Raw genomic sequence first — 16,546 nt, forward strand, 5'->3', positions numbered from 1 at the left:
TGTCTTGGTCTAGTCACGTCAATGTTGCCAATTTAGACTGAGCCCAGATTTTTCCGCAGGAGTACAAGCTCATGAATACCGACCAAAACCCTTCACAATCGCCAGCGCCCACACCATCGGCTGCACCGCGCGGGCCCCGGCCGCTGCAATTGCGCTGCGCCGATGGCCGCTTGCTGAATGCCTGCTGGTATGAGCCGGATGCAGCGGCCGGCCCGGTGCGTGCGGTGGCGGTCGTTAGCCCGGCGATGGCGGTGTCCAGTCCTTTCTACCGAGGTTTTGCCGAATGGCTGAGCGGGCGTGGCTACGCGGTGCTCAGCTATGACTACCGCGGCATCGGCGCCAATTTGCAAGGGCCGTTGCGCGGCGAAGGCGCTGGCCTGCGCGACTGGGCCAAGCTGGACATGGCCGCCGCGCTGCGTGCGGCCGACAAGCGCCGCCAGCTTGAGCGGCGTGAGCAGGGGCATGCGATCGGCTTGCTGGCCATCGGGCATTCCTTCGGCGGCAATGCGGTCGGCCTGGCGCCCGGCTTCGAGCAGGTCGACGCTTTGTTGGGCGTGGCGGCGCAGGCGGCCGACTGGCGCTTTTGGTCGGGCCTGCAACGCGCCAAGGCGGCGATGTTCTTTCACGCCTTGCTGCCTGGCCTGAGTCATATGTTCGGTCATGCGCCGGGCTGGTTGCTGGGTGCGAGGGCCGAAGGCTTGCCGAAGTTGGCGGCCTTGGACTGGGCCCGCTGGGGCCGCCGCAAGGGTTATATGTTCACCGACCCTGCGCTGCAGGCCGAGCTGGGATTTCACCGCTTCACGGGCCCGGTGCATCTGTGGAACATCAGCGACGACACCTTGTTCGGCCCCGGCCCGGCGGTGGACCACCTCGGCAAGCAGTTCAGCAGCGCCAGCGTGGCTCGCCACACGCTTGATCCGCGCGCCCTGGGCCTGCGTGCGATCGGCCATTTCGGCATGTTCAGGCGCGATTTGGGCGAACGCATTTGGCCCTTGCTGCTGGCGCCGGTGGAGCAGGCGACGCCGGTGTTGCGTGCAAGATTGGCGTGATCCGTCCGGAGACTCAAAGGCCAAGCTCGGCCGTACCAAGCTCGATGGCAAAATTCGCATCTCCCCGAGGCAAATAAAAGTAGGCCGGCCATGGCAATCACTCCCAGTTCTTGGGACGATCTGCGTTTCTTTTTGCACATTGGCCGCGCCGGCTCGCTGACTGCGGCTGCCGGTAGTTTGGCGGTTAGCCATGCGACGGTGTTCCGGCGTCTGCAGCGTCTCGAGGATGAGGTCGGCGTGCGCTTGTTCGAGCGCTCAAGAGCCGGCTACACCTTGACCGCTGCGGGCGAGGAGTTGCTGCGGGTTGCCGCCGAGATGGAGCTGGACCTGGCCTCGGCCACTCGCCGGCTCGGCAGTCGCGCCGCCTGGCCGGGCGGTGTGGTGCGTTTGACCACCACCGACACGCTGATGCATGCCGCGCTGGCGCCCATGCTCAGCGCCTATCAACGCGCAGCCGGTGTGCAACTGCTGATCAACACCTCGACCGTGCAGCAAGACATCCTGAAGGGCGAGGCCGATGTGGCGATACGCGCCGGCGGCCGGCCCGCCGACCCGCTGGTGGCGCGGCGCTTGTGCCGTATCGAATCAACCGTCTATCGCTCGCGCAAGCTGGGCGGCGTGACGCCGGAGAACCTGGCCGACTTCTCCTGGATCGCCGGTGACGACACCTTTGCCCATCTGGACTCTTCCAAATGGCTGCGCCAACAAGGCCTGGACGCGCAGGCGGTCTTGCTCACCAACAGCCATGTCAATGTCTTGAAGCTGGTCATGGCCGGCGCGGGTTTGGCCGTCTTGCCTTGCTATCTAGGCGATCTGGAGCCGTCCATCTGCCGCGTTATCCAAGCGCCACCGAAGATGTGGCGCAGCGATTTGTGGATGCTGACCCGTGTCGAGCTGCGTCAGGTGCCGCGCATCAAGCAATTGTTTGATGCGGTGTATGACGGCACGCGCGCGATGCTGCCGCTGTTTGAGGGGCAGGCGCCGATTGCTTGAACCAGCTTCTAGCGCCGCTCGGTGAAGGCGAACTTTTTCAGCAGGCCATCGGCGTTAAGCAGCAACACCAGCTCGGTGCCGCGCTCGGACGACATGGGTGAGACCTTGGCCGCCTTGGCCGCACTCGCCGCAACAGCGGCCAAAGCGGCCTTCGCTTGCGCCGCATCCTCGATGCCTTTCGCCCCCGATAGGCCGGCTATGCCACCCGGTCCAACCAGCCCGGCCAATTCGGTGAGTCCGGCTGCTCCGGCCCCCGCTGTTGGCTCGGCCGCTAGCTGCCAACAGCGCCAAATCTGCATGCCGTCCTCAAAGCGCAGTACCTTGAATTTGATTTTCCCCATCAGGGCGCGAATGTCGGCTTCGCCACTCACGCCGGGCGTCAGCGCTCGAGCGAGCTCGGCGAAGCGATGTTTTGAGTCTTGCAAGCCCAGGCTTGCCGAGGGATCCGGGCCGTCCATGTACTCGAACACCACCCGCGTCTCGTCGGGCCAACTGAGGTCGCCCAGCGGCAGGCGGAACATGCGGTCGCGCAGCAAGAAGCCCCAGTCATAGTCCTCGCCTTGCTCGTCAAACAGGCCGTGCAGATTGCGCTGGTTGAGCCTCAAGCGGCGCTCGCCATGCACCAGCGTGACCGAAAAAATCGGCCGGTCGGCGAAGTTGCTGGGGCTCCAATCAGGCTTGTCGCATTGATCTTCAAAAGCATTGAAAACCTTGAATAGCAGCCGGACGAAGCCCTGGTCTGTGCGAGCCAGGCCGCTGCCAAAACCCACCTTGCACTGCAGGCGCAGGTCACCCAGGCGGCGCTCGCCATCGGGCCAGCCGGGCGTGCGGATGTCGGCTCGCCAGGTGACGCGCCCATCCGCCAGTTTGCTGCGCACCTCGCTGTCCTGGTCCAGCGCCGCCCAAGCGGGGTCGGCTTTGAATCGGTGTTGCTCATCCAGCGGGACGGGCGTACGCCCTTGCGCGCCGACCAGACCCAAATCGGCGCGCTGCAGATCGTCGGGGTACTTGCGGGCATAGACGCGGTAGTTCAAACTGGCTTGCGGTGCCAGTTTGTGATGTTTCTGGAACAGTGATTGCGCCTTGAAGATTTGCTCCAAGGTCTTGCGGTCGCGGGCCATCGTGGACACGCCTTGCACCTGCACCTGGTGCAGATGGGAGGTGGCCTTGGCGCTGGCTTCTGTCGTCAGCGATGCTTCTTCGGCGGCAGCCGTTTCGGCAGCATTGGGTTCGCCGCTTGACGCTGCGGCAAGCCCGGAAAAGGAGGCCAGCAGCAGGCTGAAAATCAGCATGGCGGGCCGGATACGGACGGTCATCGGAGGCTCTTGAAAGGCAAAGATCGGCAGCTTATCGATTTGCCCTCCCGCCATCGCGGGCCGCCCGACGGACCGCAGCCTGGGCGGGATGAATTGCGCTCTCAGGGCGCTTTTAGTGGCGCTTTGATTGGTGCCAGACTCGCCCGGGAAAGCGCCTCCTTGGCGCCCGCCAGCGACTGCAGGCGCTCGCGCAGATAGTCGGCCAAGCGCGGCTGCTGGCTGAACACGACATTGAACCGGAGGTGCGAGTCAAAAGCATGGCCGGCCGAAAAGGTCGCGCCGCGCACCAACAAAATCTTGTTGCGATAGGCGTCTTGCACCAGCAACTTCAGGTCAAGCTCGGCGGGCACCGAACCCCATAGAAACATGCCGCCTTCGCCAGGGTGGTCGAGCGTGATGCCGGCCGCAGTCAGTTGGCGTGCACTGGCGTGGCGGGCCGCCAGCAACTTGGCGTTCAAGCGGTCCAGATGCTTGCGCCAGCGCCCGGCCGCCAAGACCTCCAGCAACACATATTCCAGCAGCGCCGCACCGGTCAGAACCGAGTAGATTTTCTCGCGCATCAAGGCCTTCAACAGGACGGGGTCGGCGGCGATATAGCCCATGCGCAGCGCCGGGCTCAAGGCCTTGCAAAAGCTCGAGTAGTAGATCACTCGGTCCAGCCCCGACAGACTGGCGAGCCGCGTGGCATGACCGGGGTTGAATTGGCCTTGCACATCATCTTCGGCGATCAGAAAACCATGCTTTTGAGCCAGCACCAGAACCTTGTGCAGATTGGCTGCACTGCTGCTCCAGCCGGTCGGGTTGTGCAGCACGGTCTGGATGAAGAGCAGGCGCGGCCGGTGAGCCAGGCAGGCGGCTTCCAACTCCTCCAGATCGATGCCGTCCGGGCGGCGAGTGACCGGGATCAGACGTATGCCCTCTTTGCGCAGCCGGTCGAACATCAAAAAGTAACCGGGGTCTTCCACCAGGACGCAGTCACCCGGCTGTAAAAAAGCCCGGCAGATCAGGTCGATCGCGTGGGTGCCGCCAAACGTGGTGAGGATGCGGCCGGCGTCGACTGCAATGCTGATGCCGCGCAGCATCATGGCGAGGCGTTCGCGAAGCTCCGGCAAGCCCTGCGGCGGGCAACGCGAGGCCATGCCGGCGCTGGCTCGCGCCAGCCCGCGCTGCACGGCGGCGGCCGTCACCCCGTCTTCCAGCCAAGTCGCCGGCAGCGCTCCGCTGCTGGCCAGCAAGACACCTGCGCGTTGGTCGCCCGACTGTTGCACCAGCCAGACGGCCTCCTGCTCTTCGCCCGCCTCCAGCACCGCCGCATCGGGCAGCACCGGATGGCGCGAGCTTTCGCTGACGAAATAGCCGGCCGTACCCCTCGATTCGATCAGACCCAGCGCGACCAGCCGGTCATAGGCGGTCACGACGGTATTAGGGCTGACCTGCAGCTGCGCAGCCAGTTGCCGGATCGACGGCAGACGCGCGCCGGCCGGCATCTGGCCGGCCGCGATCAGCTCGCGCAGGCGCAGCTCGATCTGGTCGGCCAAGGGCGTAGCGGCATTGCGGTCGAGGGAAAACATGCTTGTAGGTTAGCGCAAGAAAGAAATCGCCAACACCAGCAAGGTGCCGCCCATGCTCAGGTTGAAGATGCGGCGCTTGAGCGGATCGTCCAGCCAACGGCGGATCGCGACGCCGAACAGTGCCCAGGTCGAGGAGATCGGCAGGCCGACCAAGACACCGGTAACGGTCACCAACAGCGCCCCGACCGGTACGCTCAAACCCGCCGGCATGAAGACGGAGGCCAGCGTGATGGACTTCATCCAGCTCTTCGGGTTGACCGCCTGGAACAGCGCCGCCTGGGTGATGGTCAAGGGCTTGGCGGCCTCGCCGACCTTCATCGTGCCGAGCTTCCAGGCCAGAAAGATCAGATAGAGCGCGCCGGTCACCCGCAGAATCTGGTGCAAGACCGGAAACGCGTTGAACAAGCTGCCCAGGCCCAGGCAGGTGACAAAAGTCAGCAGCGCGCCACCGACCTGGATGCCGATGATCAGGGGCAGTGCGCGGCGGTAGCCGAAGTTGGCGCCCGAGCTGGCCAGCATCACATTATTAGGCCCTGGCGTGCCCGACATCACGAAGCAATAGCTCATCAAGGGCAGCAACTCGGCGGGGGATAACAACATGGTCTGGACTCCAACAGCAAGGCCTCGACTGTGGCGGCTTCGGCTAGATTCGCCAAGGTACAGGGAGCGGCCCACAAGCTTGCGCTGTATCAGTCGGGCTAGCCCTACAAGGCCAAGCCCTGTGCCTCCTCATAGGCCCGGTACCCATCCTCCCAGGTCGGGATGATGTGGACGATCTCGAAATAGGGCGTGGTGTAGATCGCCGAATCGCGCAGGCCTTCGATGAAGAAGTGCAGCGCCTTGGTATCCGGCACCTGCAACATCAGCACATCGCTGCACACGGCCGAATAGGCCTCGGCATCGAAGTGCCGCATCTGTATGCCGGGGTGTTGGGGCAGCAGACTCAGCACTTCCTGGGCGAAGACCTCGGCGCGTTGGCCTCGGCTCAGGCGCAACCAGGCGGGCAGGGCGTTGACGAGCATGAAACAGGTATTCATAGCGATTCTCTCCAGAGTGATTAACGTAAAAAAACTTGTTTGATCGTCGTGGGGGCAAGGCGCAAGAGCCAGGGCAGCCAGCGCGCCGGGCCGACCCAGATCTGCGTTGCCGGCCGGCGCGAGCGCAAGGCCCGCAGCAGGCTGCGCGCCACGGCCTCCGGCGGCAGCTTGTGCTTGCCGCCGCGACCGGCCGTCATCGGCGTGTCCACCAACGGCGGAATCAATTCGCTGACCTGCACCCGGCTGCCGCGCAGCTGGGCGCGCAGGCTGCAAGCAAAGGCGCTCAGGCCGGCCTTGCTGGCGTTGTAGGTGGCCGATCTTTTTTTCGGCACATGGGCCAGGGCGCTGCTGACGAAGACGATGTGAGCGCTGGCCCGTGCTTGCAGATGCGGCAGCAGCGCGCGGGTCAACTCGATCGGCGCGGCCAGATTGACGAGCAACTCCGCTTCGATGTCGCCGGCGCCGTAGCCCGGTATTTCGAGCAGCAACTCATGCTGAATGCCGGCGCAATGCACGATGCCGTTCAAGCCCGGCCATTGGCGGGCGGCGTCCAGACCCGCCTGTTCCAAACTACCGAGCCTGCTCAGATCGTGGCTGGCGCTGGCCACAATGTTGGGATGGCTGGACTGCAGCTCGGCCAGGCGGGCGGGATCGCGACCCCAGGCAATCACTTGCTGACCCGACTCGGCCAGTTGCAAGGCGATCGCACGGCCTAGCCCCGAGCTGGCGCCAGTAACTAGCCAGACCCGTGGCATCGCTGTAGCTAAGGATGTGTTTGAATGCATGCCAAGAACTTTAGGGAGACGGCGGCGCGATGTCGTTTACAAAAGATAAGCCGGCCGAGGTCATGCTGCTGGATTTGCTGCAAAACCTGGCCGGGCAGCCCTTGCCCGAAAGCGAGGGCTTGACGCTGAAGCGGGTCCAGGTGGCGGCCGGCCAGACTCTGTTCGAGTCCGATCGGCCTCACCCTTATGTCTATCTGGTGCGCAAGGGCTTGTTGAAGCTGCACTATCTGCTGGCCAATGGGGACGAGTGGATCAAGTCCTTCAGCCATGAAGGCATGTTCTTCGGCAGCCTGACGGCGCTGAAGCACGGCGGCCTGAGCAGCTTCGACGTGATGGCCGTGGAGGACAGCGAGCTGGAGCGGGTTGACTACTTCGAGCTCGAAGCCTTGGCCGCGCGCCATCCCGCTTGGCTGCTGGCGCTGTACCGGGCGATGCAACACTTTGCTGCGCTTAAGGAGGCGCGTGAACGTGAGCTTTTGACCCTGAACCCGGAGCAGCGCTACGCCGCCTTTGTGCAGGCCAATGCTAGCCTGAGCGAGCGCCTGCCGAAGAAGGATTTGGCCCGCTATCTGGGCGTCACGCCGGTCAGCCTGAGCCGCATCCGCGCGCGGCTGCGGCCTTGAGCCCGGCCCAGCCGGGCGTCCACGATGGCCGAGCTCAAACAGGCATTGGAATTATTGAAGCAGCAGGCGCGCCTCGATCAACTGGGCGCGATGGCCAGATTCGGCTTGACGGGTGATGCGCGCCTGGGCTTGTCGATGCCGGCCTTGCGCAGCTTGGGCAAGCAGCTGGGGCCGGACCATCAACTTGCGCTGGCGATGTGGGACAGCGCCATCCCGGACGCGCAAATCCTCGCAAGCCTGCTAGCCGACCCGCGCCAATTGAGCGTTAGTGAAATGAATCATTGGGTCGCAGGCATGCGATCCTGGGATGTCTGCGACCAGGCTTGCTTGAATGCGTTCCGGCGTTCACCGCTGGCTTGGGCGCGCATTCCGGTGTGGGCGCGCAGCGACGAAGAATTCGTCAAGCGGGCGGCCTTTTCGCTTTTGGCGGTGCTGGCCGTGCATGACAAGCCGCGCGCCGATGCCGACTTCATCGCGATGCTGCCCTTAATCGCTGCGGCCGCCGATGATGAGCGCAATTTTGTGAAGAAATCGGTCAACTGGGCACTGCGCCAGATCGGCAAGCGCTCAAGCGCGCTGCTGCCTCAGGCGATCGCTTTGGCCGAGCGGCTGCGCGAGCGGCCGGAAAAAGCGGCGCGCTGGATTGCCACCGACGCCTTGCGTGAGTTGCATCCTCGGCTACATGCGTGAGCCGCAGCCGCGTCGTTTGGCCAGCAAGGCCATCAGGCCGATCGCCATCAGCGCATGGCTGGTGGGCTCGGGCACCGCAGCGGCGGGCGCGAATTTGATGTTGTCGACGCCGACCCAGTCGTCATGGCTGCCCGGGGCTACCGCGACCTTGGTGATGGCGGCTGCGCTGAAACTCAGCGTTTGTTGGCCAGTCAAGGCAGTGGCACTGACCACCCCCAGCAAGCTGGTGCCGTTGTAGGCAAACAGCCGCACATCGGAAGCCTTGGAAATGCCCGCAAAGTCCATGCTGACCGAGCCGACCGGTGCCGAGAAGTTGATCCAAAAACTTGCGTCACCGTCTTCTGCCACCCAGCCGTTGAAACTATGCAGCATCTTGCCGCTGACCAGCGGCGGCGAGCCGAGGCCGCCCAGATCGGTGGCGGTGATCGTCATATCGGTGTTGCCGGCCCAGGGCTGGGTCGAGCTCGAGCTGCCCGCGCCGCTGAAGGCATTGGCGCTGAACGTCACACCGAGCGCACTGTACTGCGTGCTCAACAAGGCGCCTTCGACAAGGTCCTCGAAGGTGATGACAGTGGTGTCGGCGCGGGCAGGCCCGGCGCAGAGCAAGGCCAGCGTGGCGGCCAAGGTCAGGGTGTTGAACACAAGTTTCATGACAGTCCTTTGCAAGTTGGCCGCCAGCTTGCAGCCGTCATTCGGAGCATTCTCAATCCACCAGGGTAGGGCCAGCTGAGGATCAACGATTTCGGTGTCGATGTTAATTAGGGTTGTGCCGGGGTAAGCCTGGAAATGGCCGCCCTAGGTGGTCTTGATAGTTCAGCTAAACTCGCCGCCCATGCGCCGCCGTTTCACTACCTGTTTGCTGATGTTCTGCCTGTTCTGGCAGTCCTTGGCCTGCGCGGGTTCGGCGGTCTTGATGGCCAGCGGCAACGAGAAGGTGCATGCCACCCTGCACTTCGAGGGCGCGGCTCATCACCATGACGAGCAAGATCATGCCGATCTGAAGCTCGATGATTCGCAGGCTTCGGCGCAGCATTTGATCGATGATGCCTGCGTGCATGCACCGGCCTTGCTGCCTGTTACGCCGCTGCTGCTGCCCGGCCTGAGCCTGGATGTGCCGGTCGCCCTGCTCGCGATCGAAGGGCCGCGCCCGTTTTTACCGGGCCTCGAAAGGCCCCCGCGCCTGAACCGCTGAACCGTCCGCGATGCTGCTCAGTCCGTTGAGTGGCATCTATGCTTTCGGGTGGCCTCGCTCGCACCATAGGGCTTCGGACAGGAGTCCTTGCGGAGCATGCCGCCGTCTATCTCCTTCAGGAATAGTTCGCGTGAAATCCTCTTTAAGAATCAGGCCCCGGCTCGTCCGCTCGGTCTTGCTGAGCCTGCTTGTCGGCAGCGGCCTGGCTGCGGCGCAGGCGCAGCCTAGCCAAGCCATCAACCCTCCACGCGCACCCCAACCGTCACTGGCGCAAGCGCTTGAAGCCGCTTGGGCGCGCTCCTTGGAATCCGCCGAAAGTCGCGGTCAGCTCGGCTTGGCCGCCGCCGAGAGGCGCGTGGCCGAGGCTTGGTTGGCCGGCGCTCCGGCGCTGGAAATTTCGCAGCGCCAAGGCCGCGGCGCGGCTGCGGCCGGCGCGCGCGAGACCGAAATCGGCGTTCAGTTGCCGCTCTGGCGTTTTGGCCAGCGTCAACTCGGCACCCAGGCGGCGCAGGTCGAGCAGGACTGGGCGCAAGCGGCCGAGCAGGCGGCGCGCCTGCGTTTGCTCGGTCAATTGCGGGAACTGAGTGGCAGCCTGCATGCCGCACAGGTCGACCTGCAAATGGCCGAGCTGCAGGCACTGTTGCTGCAGCAGCTGTCGGTCGACGTCGACCGGCGCGTCAAGGCGGGGGACTTGGCGCCGGCCGATGCGCTGGCCGCCAAGGCCGAGTGGTTATCCGCCAAGGCGCTCGCCAGCGAGGCTGAGCAGGTTTTGCGCGGGCAAGCTTCGGCCTGGCGATTGCTGACCGGATTTGATGCCGAACCCGCGCCTGAGCCAGCCCTTGATGGCTTGATCGGCGCCCAATCGCCTCAGCAGCATCCGGCTCAGCGACTGCTGGAGCTCGGCGTCGAGCGGGCGCGCCAACGGGTCGCGCTGGGCCAGGCGCAGCGCGGTGCGCAGCCGGAATTGGGGCTGAGCCTGCGCCAGGAACAGCCGGGTTCCGGCCAGTCGGCTCAGAGCAGCGTGGCCGTCAGCCTGCGAATGCCCTTCGGCAGTGACCCACCGCAAAGAACGCAGCAACTGGCAGCGGCCTTGGCCGAGCAAGGGCTGGCCCTTGCCGCCGCCCAGCGCAGCCAGTTGCAGATCGAGGCCGAGCAGGCGCTCGCGCGTGCGCGCTTGAAAAGCTCGGCCGCACAAGAGTCCACCGAACGTGAGCGTGCGGCCTTGCTGCGTGAGCGAGCGCAGTTGCTGGACAAATCATTCAAGCTCGGCGAAACAGCCTTGCCCGAGCTGCTGCGTGCCCTCAACGCCGCCGCACAAGCCGACGCCGCCGCCGCGCGACAAGCCCTTGCCCATGCGCTGGCTCAGGCTCGGTTTCAACAAGCATTTGGAGTTTTTCCGTGAATCATTACTTTTTATTCAAGCGGCTTGTCGCCGCGAGCCTCTTGAGCGTTTTGTTGGGTCTTGGCACGCCAACAGCCTTGGCCCATGGCCCGGACGGCGATCATGCGGAACCGAGCGCTGGCGCTTCGACGCTGGCCGGCGGCGCCCGTCTGGAGGCCAAGTCCGAGTTGTTCGAGCTGGTCGCCCGTTTGCAAGGCGATCATTTGTCTATCTTGATTGATCGTTATGCCAGCAATGAGCCGGTGCTCAAGGCGGCGGTGGAGTTGGAGTCGGGCGCTTTGAAGGCCAAGGCCAAATTCCGCGCCGAGCAGGGTGACTATGCGGTCGACGACCCGGCGCTGCTCAAGCTATTGGCCACGCCCGGCGAGCATGCGCTGCTGATCACGATCATGGCCGGTGACGAGGCCGATCTGTTGGAAGGCGTGTTGCGCACCGCCGCCGCGGGTGCGGCCGGGCTGGATCACGACACCGAGTATGGCCATGGCAAACCTTGGCTGCCCATTTGGGCGCGCTGGCTGGGCGGCGCGGCCTTGCTGCTGCTGACCCTGCTGGTCTGGGCTTGGCGCCGCAAGGCCAAACAAGCCACCAAGTTTGCGGGAGAGCAGGCATGAGCGCGTTCAATAAAGCCATTTTCCTCGCGACCTTGTTGCTGCCGCTGTTTGCACTTGCCGGCCCCGGCGCTCACGGTCCTAACGGCGAGCATCTGGATGCCGCCGTAGCGCCTGCTTCGGATGGTTTGGCGCGCCTGCCCGATGGCAGCGTCAATGTGCCCAAGCTGGCGCAGCGCCGTTTGGGGATCAGAACCCTGCTGGCCCCGGAGACGGAGGCGGCCGCGACGCAATTGCTGCCGGGCCGCGTGGTGGCCGACCCGAACGCCAGCGGCCGCGTGCAAGCGTCTATCGGCGGCCGCATCGAGGCCGGCCCCCAGGGTCTGCCGATGCCCGGCCAAACGGTGCATCAAGGTGAGGTCTTGGCCTGGGTGCGCCCTAACGCTGAACCTTTTGCCTTGGCCGCACAGCAGTCACAGCGCAGCGAGCTGCGCGCCGGCCGCGAGCTGGCCGAGCAGCGGGTCCAGCGTTTGGAGGCGCTGGCCGGCACGGTGCCGGCCAAGGAAATCGCGGCGGCCCGCATCGAGGCGCAATCATTGGCCGCGCGGGAGCAGAGCTTTGCCGCCAGCCTGAACGCGCGTGAGCCGCTGCGCGCGCCGGTGTCGGGTGTGGTCGCTCGCACCGAGCTGCAAGCCGGGCGCGTCGTCGATCCGTCCGAGGTCTTGATCGAAGTGGTGGACCCGAACCGCCTGCTGGTCGAGGCGAGCACGCCTGATGTGAGCCTGGCTTCTCGCATTGCCGGCGCCGAATTGACTGGCCAGCCCGGGGTCAAGCTGAAGCTGATCGGCGCGGCGATGGCGCTGCGCGACGGCGTCTTGCCGCTGAGCTTCAAGGCTCAATCAACGGGCGCGGCGCTGGCGCTGGGCCAGCCGGTCGAGCTGGTGGTGGCGCTGAAGCAGCAGCGCAAAGGTATCGTGCTGCCGGCCGAGGCGGTGGTGCGTAACCCCGCCAATGAGCGGGTGGTGTGGATCAAGATCAGCGCCGAACGCTATCAAGCTATGCCGGTGCAAATGCAGGCGCTGGACTCGAACCGGGTTCTGGTGACCAGTGGCTTGTCGCCCGACAACCGTGTCGTCGTTCAAGGCGCCGCCTTGATCGCGCAAATTCGTTGACATGAAGCCCCCACACTCACTTCGTTCTCTGCCCCCCGAGGGGGCGCTCAGCCAGCTTGGGAACGGCCCGGCGCCGTCTGATCACCATGTTTAATTGGATCGTTAAATTCAGCCTGCACAACCGGCTGTTCGTCTTGGCTTTTGCGGCCTTGTTGATGGTGGCCGGGGCGATGACGGCTTGGCGTACGCCGGTCGATGTCTTCCCCGATCTCAACAAACCCGTCGTCACCGTGCTGACCGAGGCCGGCGGCATGGCGCCCGAAGAGGTCGAGCAGCTCATCACCTTCCCGATGGAGACCGCCCTCAACGGCATGCCCGGCGTCACCAGGGTGCGCTCAACCTCGGGGGTAGGGCTGTCGGTCGTGTATGCCGAGTTCGATTGGGGCAGCGATATCTACCGCAACCGCCAATTGGTGGCCGAGCGTCTGGGCCAAATGCGCGAGCAAATGCCTAATGGCCCCAATGGTGGCATCACGCCGACGATGGGCCCCGTCTCCTCCATCATGGGCGAGGTGATGCTGATCGCGCTGCCGCTGGACGACAAGGCCACGCCGATGCAGGCGCGCGAGTACGCCGACTTTGTGCTGCGCCCGCGCTTGCTGGCGATTCCTGGCGTCGCGCAGGTGATCCCGATCGGCGGCGAGGTGCGGCAAATGCGGGTCGAACCCGACACGCAGCGCATGGCGCAGCTCGGGGTGACGCTCAGCCAGGTCGAGCAGGCCTTGCGCGGCTATGCCGGCAATGCCGGTGGCGGCTTTGTCGACCTGAACAGCCGCGAGTACCTGATCCGCCATCTGGCCCGCAGCAATAAGGCGGCCGATCTGGCCGGCGTCGCCGTGGCCTGGAAGGACGGCCGCGCTATCTTGCTGGAGCAGGTCGCGACGGTGCGTTTCGCGGCCGCCGTCAAACGCGGCGACGCCGGCTACAAGGGCGCGCCGGCGGTGATCGTCAGCGTGCAGAAGCAGCCGAGCGCCGACACCGTGCGCCTGAGCGGCCAGATCGAAGCGGCGCTGGGCGAGCTCAAGGCCGGCTTGCCGCAGGGCTTGGCGGCGCCGGTGGTCTTGTTCCGCCAGGCCGACTTCATCAAAGCCTCGATCGGCAACGTCAGCGAGGCGCTGCGCGACGGCGCGATCATGGTGGCCATCGTGCTGTTCGCCTTTTTGTTGTCGGCCCGCACGACCCTGATCTCGCTGATCGCCATTCCGTTGTCTTTGGCCGTTACGGCGCTGGTCTTCCGCTGGCTGGATCAGTCCATCAATGTGATGACGCTGGGCGGTTTGGCGATTGCCATCGGCGAGCTGGTCGATGACGCCGTCGTCGACGTGGAGAACATCCTGCGGCGCCTGAAAGAGAACCGTGCCGCCGCCCGACCGAGGCCGATCCTGGAGGTGGTGCGCCAGGCCAGCGTCGAGGTGCGCTCGGGCATCGTCTATGCGACCGTGATCGTGGTGCTGGTGTTTGTGCCGCTGTTCGCGCTGCCCGGCATCGAGGGGCGGCTGTTCTCGCCGCTGGGCATTGCCTATATCGTCTCCATCCTGGCCTCGATGCTGGTGTCGATGACGGTGACGCCGGCGCTGTGTACCTTCTTGCTGCCGGGCATGAAGCGCCTGGATCATGGCGACAGCCCCGTGGTGCTGAAGCTGAAGGCCTGGGATGCCAAGCTCTTGACCTGGTCCTTCCCGCGTGCGCGTGGCCTGATGCTGGCGGCCGCTTTGGCGGTGGCGATGGCGGCGGCCAGCGTGCCCTTTTTCCCGCGCGCGTTTTTGCCGGCCTTCAACGAGGGTTCGCTGGTGCTTTCGCTGCTGTTCAACCCCGGCACCTCGCTGGCCGAGGCGAATCGCATGGGCGCGCTGGCGGAGCGCCTGATTGGCCAGGTGCCGGAGGTGACGCAGGTCGGCCGGCGTACAGGGCGGGCCGAGCTGGATGAGCATGCCGAGGGCGTGCATTCGACCGAGATCGATGTCGACCTCAAGCGTAAGCACGAAGCCGGAGGCAAGCCCCTGGACCGCGAGGCGGTGATGGCCAAGATTCGCAGCCAGTTGGCGGTGCTGCCGGCGCAAGTGGCGATCGGCCAGCCGATCTCGCACCGGCTTGACCACCTCTTGTCCGGCGTGCGTGCGCAGATCGCGGTGAAGATCTATGGCGACGACACCGACACCTTGCGCGGCCTGGCCGAGCAGATGCGGGTGGGGCTGAGCGGCATTCCGGGTCTGGTCGATCTGACGGTCGAAAAACAGGTCTTGATCCCGCAGGTGCTGGTGCGCCTTGACCCGCGCCGGCTGGCGCAGACGGGCCTGTCGCCGGGTGAGGCGGTGCGCGTCTTGCAAGTGCTGACCGATGGCGCGCACGCCGCGCAGATCGTCGACGGCCCGCGCCGCTACGACCTGGTGCTGCGCTTGGCCGATGGCCAGCGCGGCCCGCAGGATCTGGCCCGCATGCTGGTTGATACGCCGGCCGGGCGGCTGCCGGTTTCGAGCTTCGCGACGGTCGAGGAGGCCGATGGGCCGAACCAGATCGGGCGCGAAAACGGCCGCCGCCGCATCGTCGTCTATGCCAATACCGACGGGGCCGCCGGGACCGATATGGCGCATGTGATTGCAGACATCCGCCAGGTCGTCGCCAAGACCAGTTTGCCGGTCGGCAGCTTCGTCAGCCTGGAGGGCCAATTCCAGGCGCAGGAGCAGGCGACGCGGCTGATCATGGGCCTCTCGCTGCTGTCGCTGACGATGATGTTCCTGGTGCTCTATTCGCGCTACCGCTCGACCGTGCTGGCCTTGATCATCATGGCGAATATTCCGCTCGCACTGATCGGCGCGGTGGCGGCGATGTGGCTGGCCGGCGTCAGCCTGTCGGTGGCGACGATGGTGGGCTTCATTACCTTGGCCGGCATCGCCACGCGCAACGGCATTCTCAAGGTCAGCCATTACATCAATCTGTGCCGCTTCGAGGGCGAGGTCTTCGATCAGAAAATGATTGTGCGCGGCTCGCTGGAACGGCTCACGCCGGTGCTGATGACGGCGCTGGTGGCGGCCTTTGCGCTGACGCCGCTGTTGTTCGCCGGCGACGCGCCGGGCAAGGAAATCCTGCACCCAGTCGCGGTGGTGATTTTCGGCGGCCTCGTCAGCTCGACCCTGCTTGATACGCTGTTGACGCCGCTGCTGTTCTGGCGACTGGGTAAGAATGCGACCGAGCGGCTGCTGCAGCCGGAAGAGGATGGCGAAGCCAGCCAGCGAGAAGCGTTCTGACAAATTGGCCTGGCGGCGCCGCCTGCTGAAGTGCGCCGCATTCAACCGAGAGAATTCAATATGCTGACCTTGAAGAAATCGGCTCAAGCCCTGATCCTGGGCCTGAGCGCTCTGACCCTCAACAATGCCTGGGCCCATGGTGCCGCCAAACCGCAGCATGGCGGCGTGGTGCAGGTCGCCAATGATGTGAACTTCGAGTTGGTCTTGCAGGCCGACGGCGCGCTGATCTATCTGATCGACCATGACGAGCCGATGAGCTCGGCAGGCATCACGGGCAAGCTGACGGTGCTGAGCGGCGCCAGCAAGACCGAGGCCGAGCTCAAGCCTGCGGGCGACAACAAGCTCCAAGCCATTGGTATCAAAATCGGCAGCGGCGCCAAGGTGGTGGCCAGCTTGAGCAATGTCGAAGGCAAGGCGGTCACGGTCCGCTTCGCAATCAAATGAGGCCGCGCAAAGCCATGAAACCGACAACTCCAGCATCGGCCGCCATCGCGCTAACTCTGGCCTTGTTCGGTGCGCCGGCGCACGCCGAGCTGATTGAGATTCAGTGGAGCGAGGCCGGCCGCTTCGAGCATGCCAAGCCATTGGCCCAGGGCAAGTTTGTCGAGATCTGCGGCAAGCTGGACAAGGCCAAGCCTGTCATTTGGCAGTTCACGGCCGGGCAAGCGCTGAACTTCAACATCCATTTCCATGAAGGCGAAAAGGTGACTTACCCGGCCAGGGTCGAAGGCGCCACGGCCGCCTCGGGTCTGTTGAAAATCGTCAGCGAGCAGGACTATTGCTGGATGTGGACCAATAAATCGGACCAGGCGGTGGAGCTCAAGCTGATGCTGAGCCGCTAGGCGGGCTGGGCTGGCCTCAGCACAATGAGCGCGGCAGCTTTACCCCTAACTTGCCAGGCGCCAAAAATGCCTTCAGGCGCG

General features: G+C 64.9%; 17 protein-coding genes. 11 read left to right on the forward strand and 6 right to left on the reverse strand.

The genetic code is table 11. The features are described from left to right. Positions 1–71: 71 nt before the first annotated feature. Both LNV07_RS07050 and LNV07_RS07055 read left to right on the forward strand, forming a co-directional pair. On the forward strand, positions 72–1,049 hold the full coding sequence (locus LNV07_RS07050) for an alpha/beta hydrolase family protein (RefSeq protein ID WP_263570474.1): 978 nt from the start codon (positions 72–74) through the stop codon (positions 1,047–1,049). Between the two features lie 90 nt (positions 1,050–1,139). Beyond that, entirely contained in the window at positions 1,140–2,042 is a 903-nt protein-coding gene (locus tag LNV07_RS07055; protein ID WP_263570475.1) for a LysR family transcriptional regulator, read from the forward strand. A gap of 8 nt (positions 2,043–2,050) precedes the next feature. Here the strand turns inward: LNV07_RS07055 and LNV07_RS07060 are convergent, their stop codons facing one another. The 5 genes from LNV07_RS07060 to LNV07_RS07080 all read right to left on the reverse strand — a co-directional run bounded on the left by LNV07_RS07060 (position 2,051) and on the right by LNV07_RS07080 (position 6,721). Beyond that, entirely contained in the window at positions 2,051–3,358 is a 1,308-nt protein-coding gene (locus LNV07_RS07060; protein WP_263570476.1) for a hypothetical protein, read from the reverse strand. 101 nt (positions 3,359–3,459) lie between these two features. Continuing rightward, positions 3,460–4,929: an aminotransferase-like domain-containing protein gene (locus LNV07_RS07065; RefSeq protein ID WP_263570477.1), complete on the reverse strand. Its 1,470-nt coding sequence runs from the start codon at positions 4,927–4,929 to the stop codon at positions 3,460–3,462. Between the two features lie 9 nt (positions 4,930–4,938). Then, the gene (locus LNV07_RS07070; protein WP_263570478.1) at positions 4,939–5,529 is read right to left on the reverse strand and encodes a LysE family translocator; all 591 of its coding nucleotides are present in this window, start codon (positions 5,527–5,529) and stop codon (positions 4,939–4,941) included. Between the two features lie 104 nt (positions 5,530–5,633). Then, positions 5,634–5,966, reverse strand: a complete 333-nt coding sequence (locus LNV07_RS07075; protein ID WP_263570479.1) for a darcynin family protein — start codon at positions 5,964–5,966, stop codon at positions 5,634–5,636. Positions 5,967–5,986: 20 nt separating this feature from the next. Further along, a complete protein-coding gene (locus tag LNV07_RS07080; RefSeq protein ID WP_263570480.1) occupies positions 5,987–6,721 on the reverse strand; it encodes an SDR family NAD(P)-dependent oxidoreductase in 735 nt (244 codons plus the stop codon). 59 nt (positions 6,722–6,780) lie between these two features. Here LNV07_RS07080 and LNV07_RS07085 point away from each other — a divergent pair, with 59 nt between their 5' ends. Then, complete coding sequence (locus LNV07_RS07085) at positions 6,781–7,374, forward strand: Crp/Fnr family transcriptional regulator (RefSeq protein ID WP_263570481.1); 594 nt, start codon at positions 6,781–6,783, stop codon at positions 7,372–7,374. Positions 7,375–7,398: 24 nt separating this feature from the next. Next, entirely contained in the window at positions 7,399–8,064 is a 666-nt protein-coding gene (locus LNV07_RS07090) for a DNA alkylation repair protein (protein ID WP_263570482.1), read from the forward strand. Here LNV07_RS07090 and LNV07_RS07095 read toward each other — a convergent pair. Beyond that, a complete protein-coding gene (locus tag LNV07_RS07095; protein WP_263570483.1) occupies positions 8,053–8,715 on the reverse strand; it encodes a PEP-CTERM sorting domain-containing protein in 663 nt (220 codons plus the stop codon). The two genes, LNV07_RS07090 and LNV07_RS07095, sit on opposite strands and share 12 nt — an antisense overlap. A gap of 181 nt (positions 8,716–8,896) precedes the next feature. Between LNV07_RS07095 and LNV07_RS07100 the strand changes: the two genes are divergently transcribed. The 7 genes from LNV07_RS07100 to LNV07_RS07130 all read left to right on the forward strand — a co-directional run bounded on the left by LNV07_RS07100 (position 8,897) and on the right by LNV07_RS07130 (position 16,465). Continuing rightward, positions 8,897–9,256 (forward strand): hypothetical protein, encoded by a 360-nt coding sequence (locus LNV07_RS07100; RefSeq protein ID WP_263570484.1) that lies wholly within the window; start codon positions 8,897–8,899, stop codon positions 9,254–9,256. Positions 9,257–9,386: 130 nt separating this feature from the next. Then, a complete protein-coding gene (locus LNV07_RS07105) occupies positions 9,387–10,658 on the forward strand; it encodes a TolC family protein (protein WP_263570485.1) in 1,272 nt (423 codons plus the stop codon). Next, a complete protein-coding gene (locus LNV07_RS07110; RefSeq protein ID WP_263570486.1) occupies positions 10,655–11,269 on the forward strand; it encodes a hypothetical protein in 615 nt (204 codons plus the stop codon). The genes LNV07_RS07105 and LNV07_RS07110 overlap by 4 nt, the downstream gene beginning before the upstream one ends. Beyond that, positions 11,266–12,378 (forward strand): efflux RND transporter periplasmic adaptor subunit, encoded by a 1,113-nt coding sequence (locus LNV07_RS07115; RefSeq protein WP_263570487.1) that lies wholly within the window; start codon positions 11,266–11,268, stop codon positions 12,376–12,378. The genes LNV07_RS07110 and LNV07_RS07115 overlap by 4 nt, the downstream gene beginning before the upstream one ends. Positions 12,379–12,464: 86 nt before the next feature. After that, positions 12,465–15,623 carry an efflux RND transporter permease subunit gene (locus LNV07_RS07120; protein WP_263570488.1) on the forward strand — a complete coding sequence of 1,053 codons (3,159 nt, stop codon included), beginning with the start codon at positions 12,465–12,467 and terminating at the stop codon, positions 15,621–15,623. Between the two features lie 60 nt (positions 15,624–15,683). Further along, positions 15,684–16,067, forward strand: a complete 384-nt coding sequence (locus LNV07_RS07125) for a hypothetical protein (protein WP_263570489.1) — start codon at positions 15,684–15,686, stop codon at positions 16,065–16,067. Positions 16,068–16,081: 14 nt separating this feature from the next. Then, positions 16,082–16,465, forward strand: coding sequence for a hypothetical protein (locus LNV07_RS07130; protein ID WP_263570490.1), 384 nt, complete (start codon positions 16,082–16,084; stop codon positions 16,463–16,465). The last annotated feature ends 81 nt before the right edge of the window (positions 16,466–16,546 follow it).

The organism is Roseateles oligotrophus (assembly GCF_025717515.1).
Lineage (GTDB): Bacteria > Pseudomonadota > Gammaproteobacteria > Burkholderiales > Burkholderiaceae_C > Paucibacter_A > Paucibacter_A oligotrophus.

Bases quoted from the DNA above. Each gene is read 5' to 3' on its own strand.
- LNV07_RS07100 (WP_263570484.1), top strand. From the start codon at position 8,897: ATGCGCCGCCGTTTCACTACCTGTTTGCTGATGTTCTGCCTGTTCTGG.
- LNV07_RS07130 (WP_263570490.1), top strand. From the start codon at position 16,082: ATGAAACCGACAACTCCAGCATCGGCCGCCATCGCGCTAACTCTGGCC.
- LNV07_RS07125 (WP_263570489.1), top strand. From the start codon at position 15,684: ATGCTGACCTTGAAGAAATCGGCTCAAGCCCTGATCCTGGGCCTGAGC.
- LNV07_RS07120 (WP_263570488.1), top strand. From the start codon at position 12,465: ATGTTTAATTGGATCGTTAAATTCAGCCTGCACAACCGGCTGTTCGTC.
- LNV07_RS07080 (WP_263570480.1), bottom strand. From the start codon at position 6,721: ATGCCACGGGTCTGGCTAGTTACTGGCGCCAGCTCGGGGCTAGGCCGT.
- LNV07_RS07095 (WP_263570483.1), bottom strand. From the start codon at position 8,715: ATGAAACTTGTGTTCAACACCCTGACCTTGGCCGCCACGCTGGCCTTG.
- LNV07_RS07060 (WP_263570476.1), bottom strand. From the start codon at position 3,358: ATGACCGTCCGTATCCGGCCCGCCATGCTGATTTTCAGCCTGCTGCTG.
- LNV07_RS07085 (WP_263570481.1), top strand. From the start codon at position 6,781: ATGTCGTTTACAAAAGATAAGCCGGCCGAGGTCATGCTGCTGGATTTG.
- LNV07_RS07075 (WP_263570479.1), bottom strand. From the start codon at position 5,966: ATGAATACCTGTTTCATGCTCGTCAACGCCCTGCCCGCCTGGTTGCGC.
- LNV07_RS07050 (WP_263570474.1), top strand. From the start codon at position 72: ATGAATACCGACCAAAACCCTTCACAATCGCCAGCGCCCACACCATCG.
- LNV07_RS07115 (WP_263570487.1), top strand. From the start codon at position 11,266: ATGAGCGCGTTCAATAAAGCCATTTTCCTCGCGACCTTGTTGCTGCCG.
- LNV07_RS07090 (WP_263570482.1), top strand. From the start codon at position 7,399: ATGGCCGAGCTCAAACAGGCATTGGAATTATTGAAGCAGCAGGCGCGC.
- LNV07_RS07070 (WP_263570478.1), bottom strand. From the start codon at position 5,529: ATGTTGTTATCCCCCGCCGAGTTGCTGCCCTTGATGAGCTATTGCTTC.
- LNV07_RS07065 (WP_263570477.1), bottom strand. From the start codon at position 4,929: ATGTTTTCCCTCGACCGCAATGCCGCTACGCCCTTGGCCGACCAGATC.
- LNV07_RS07055 (WP_263570475.1), top strand. From the start codon at position 1,140: ATGGCAATCACTCCCAGTTCTTGGGACGATCTGCGTTTCTTTTTGCAC.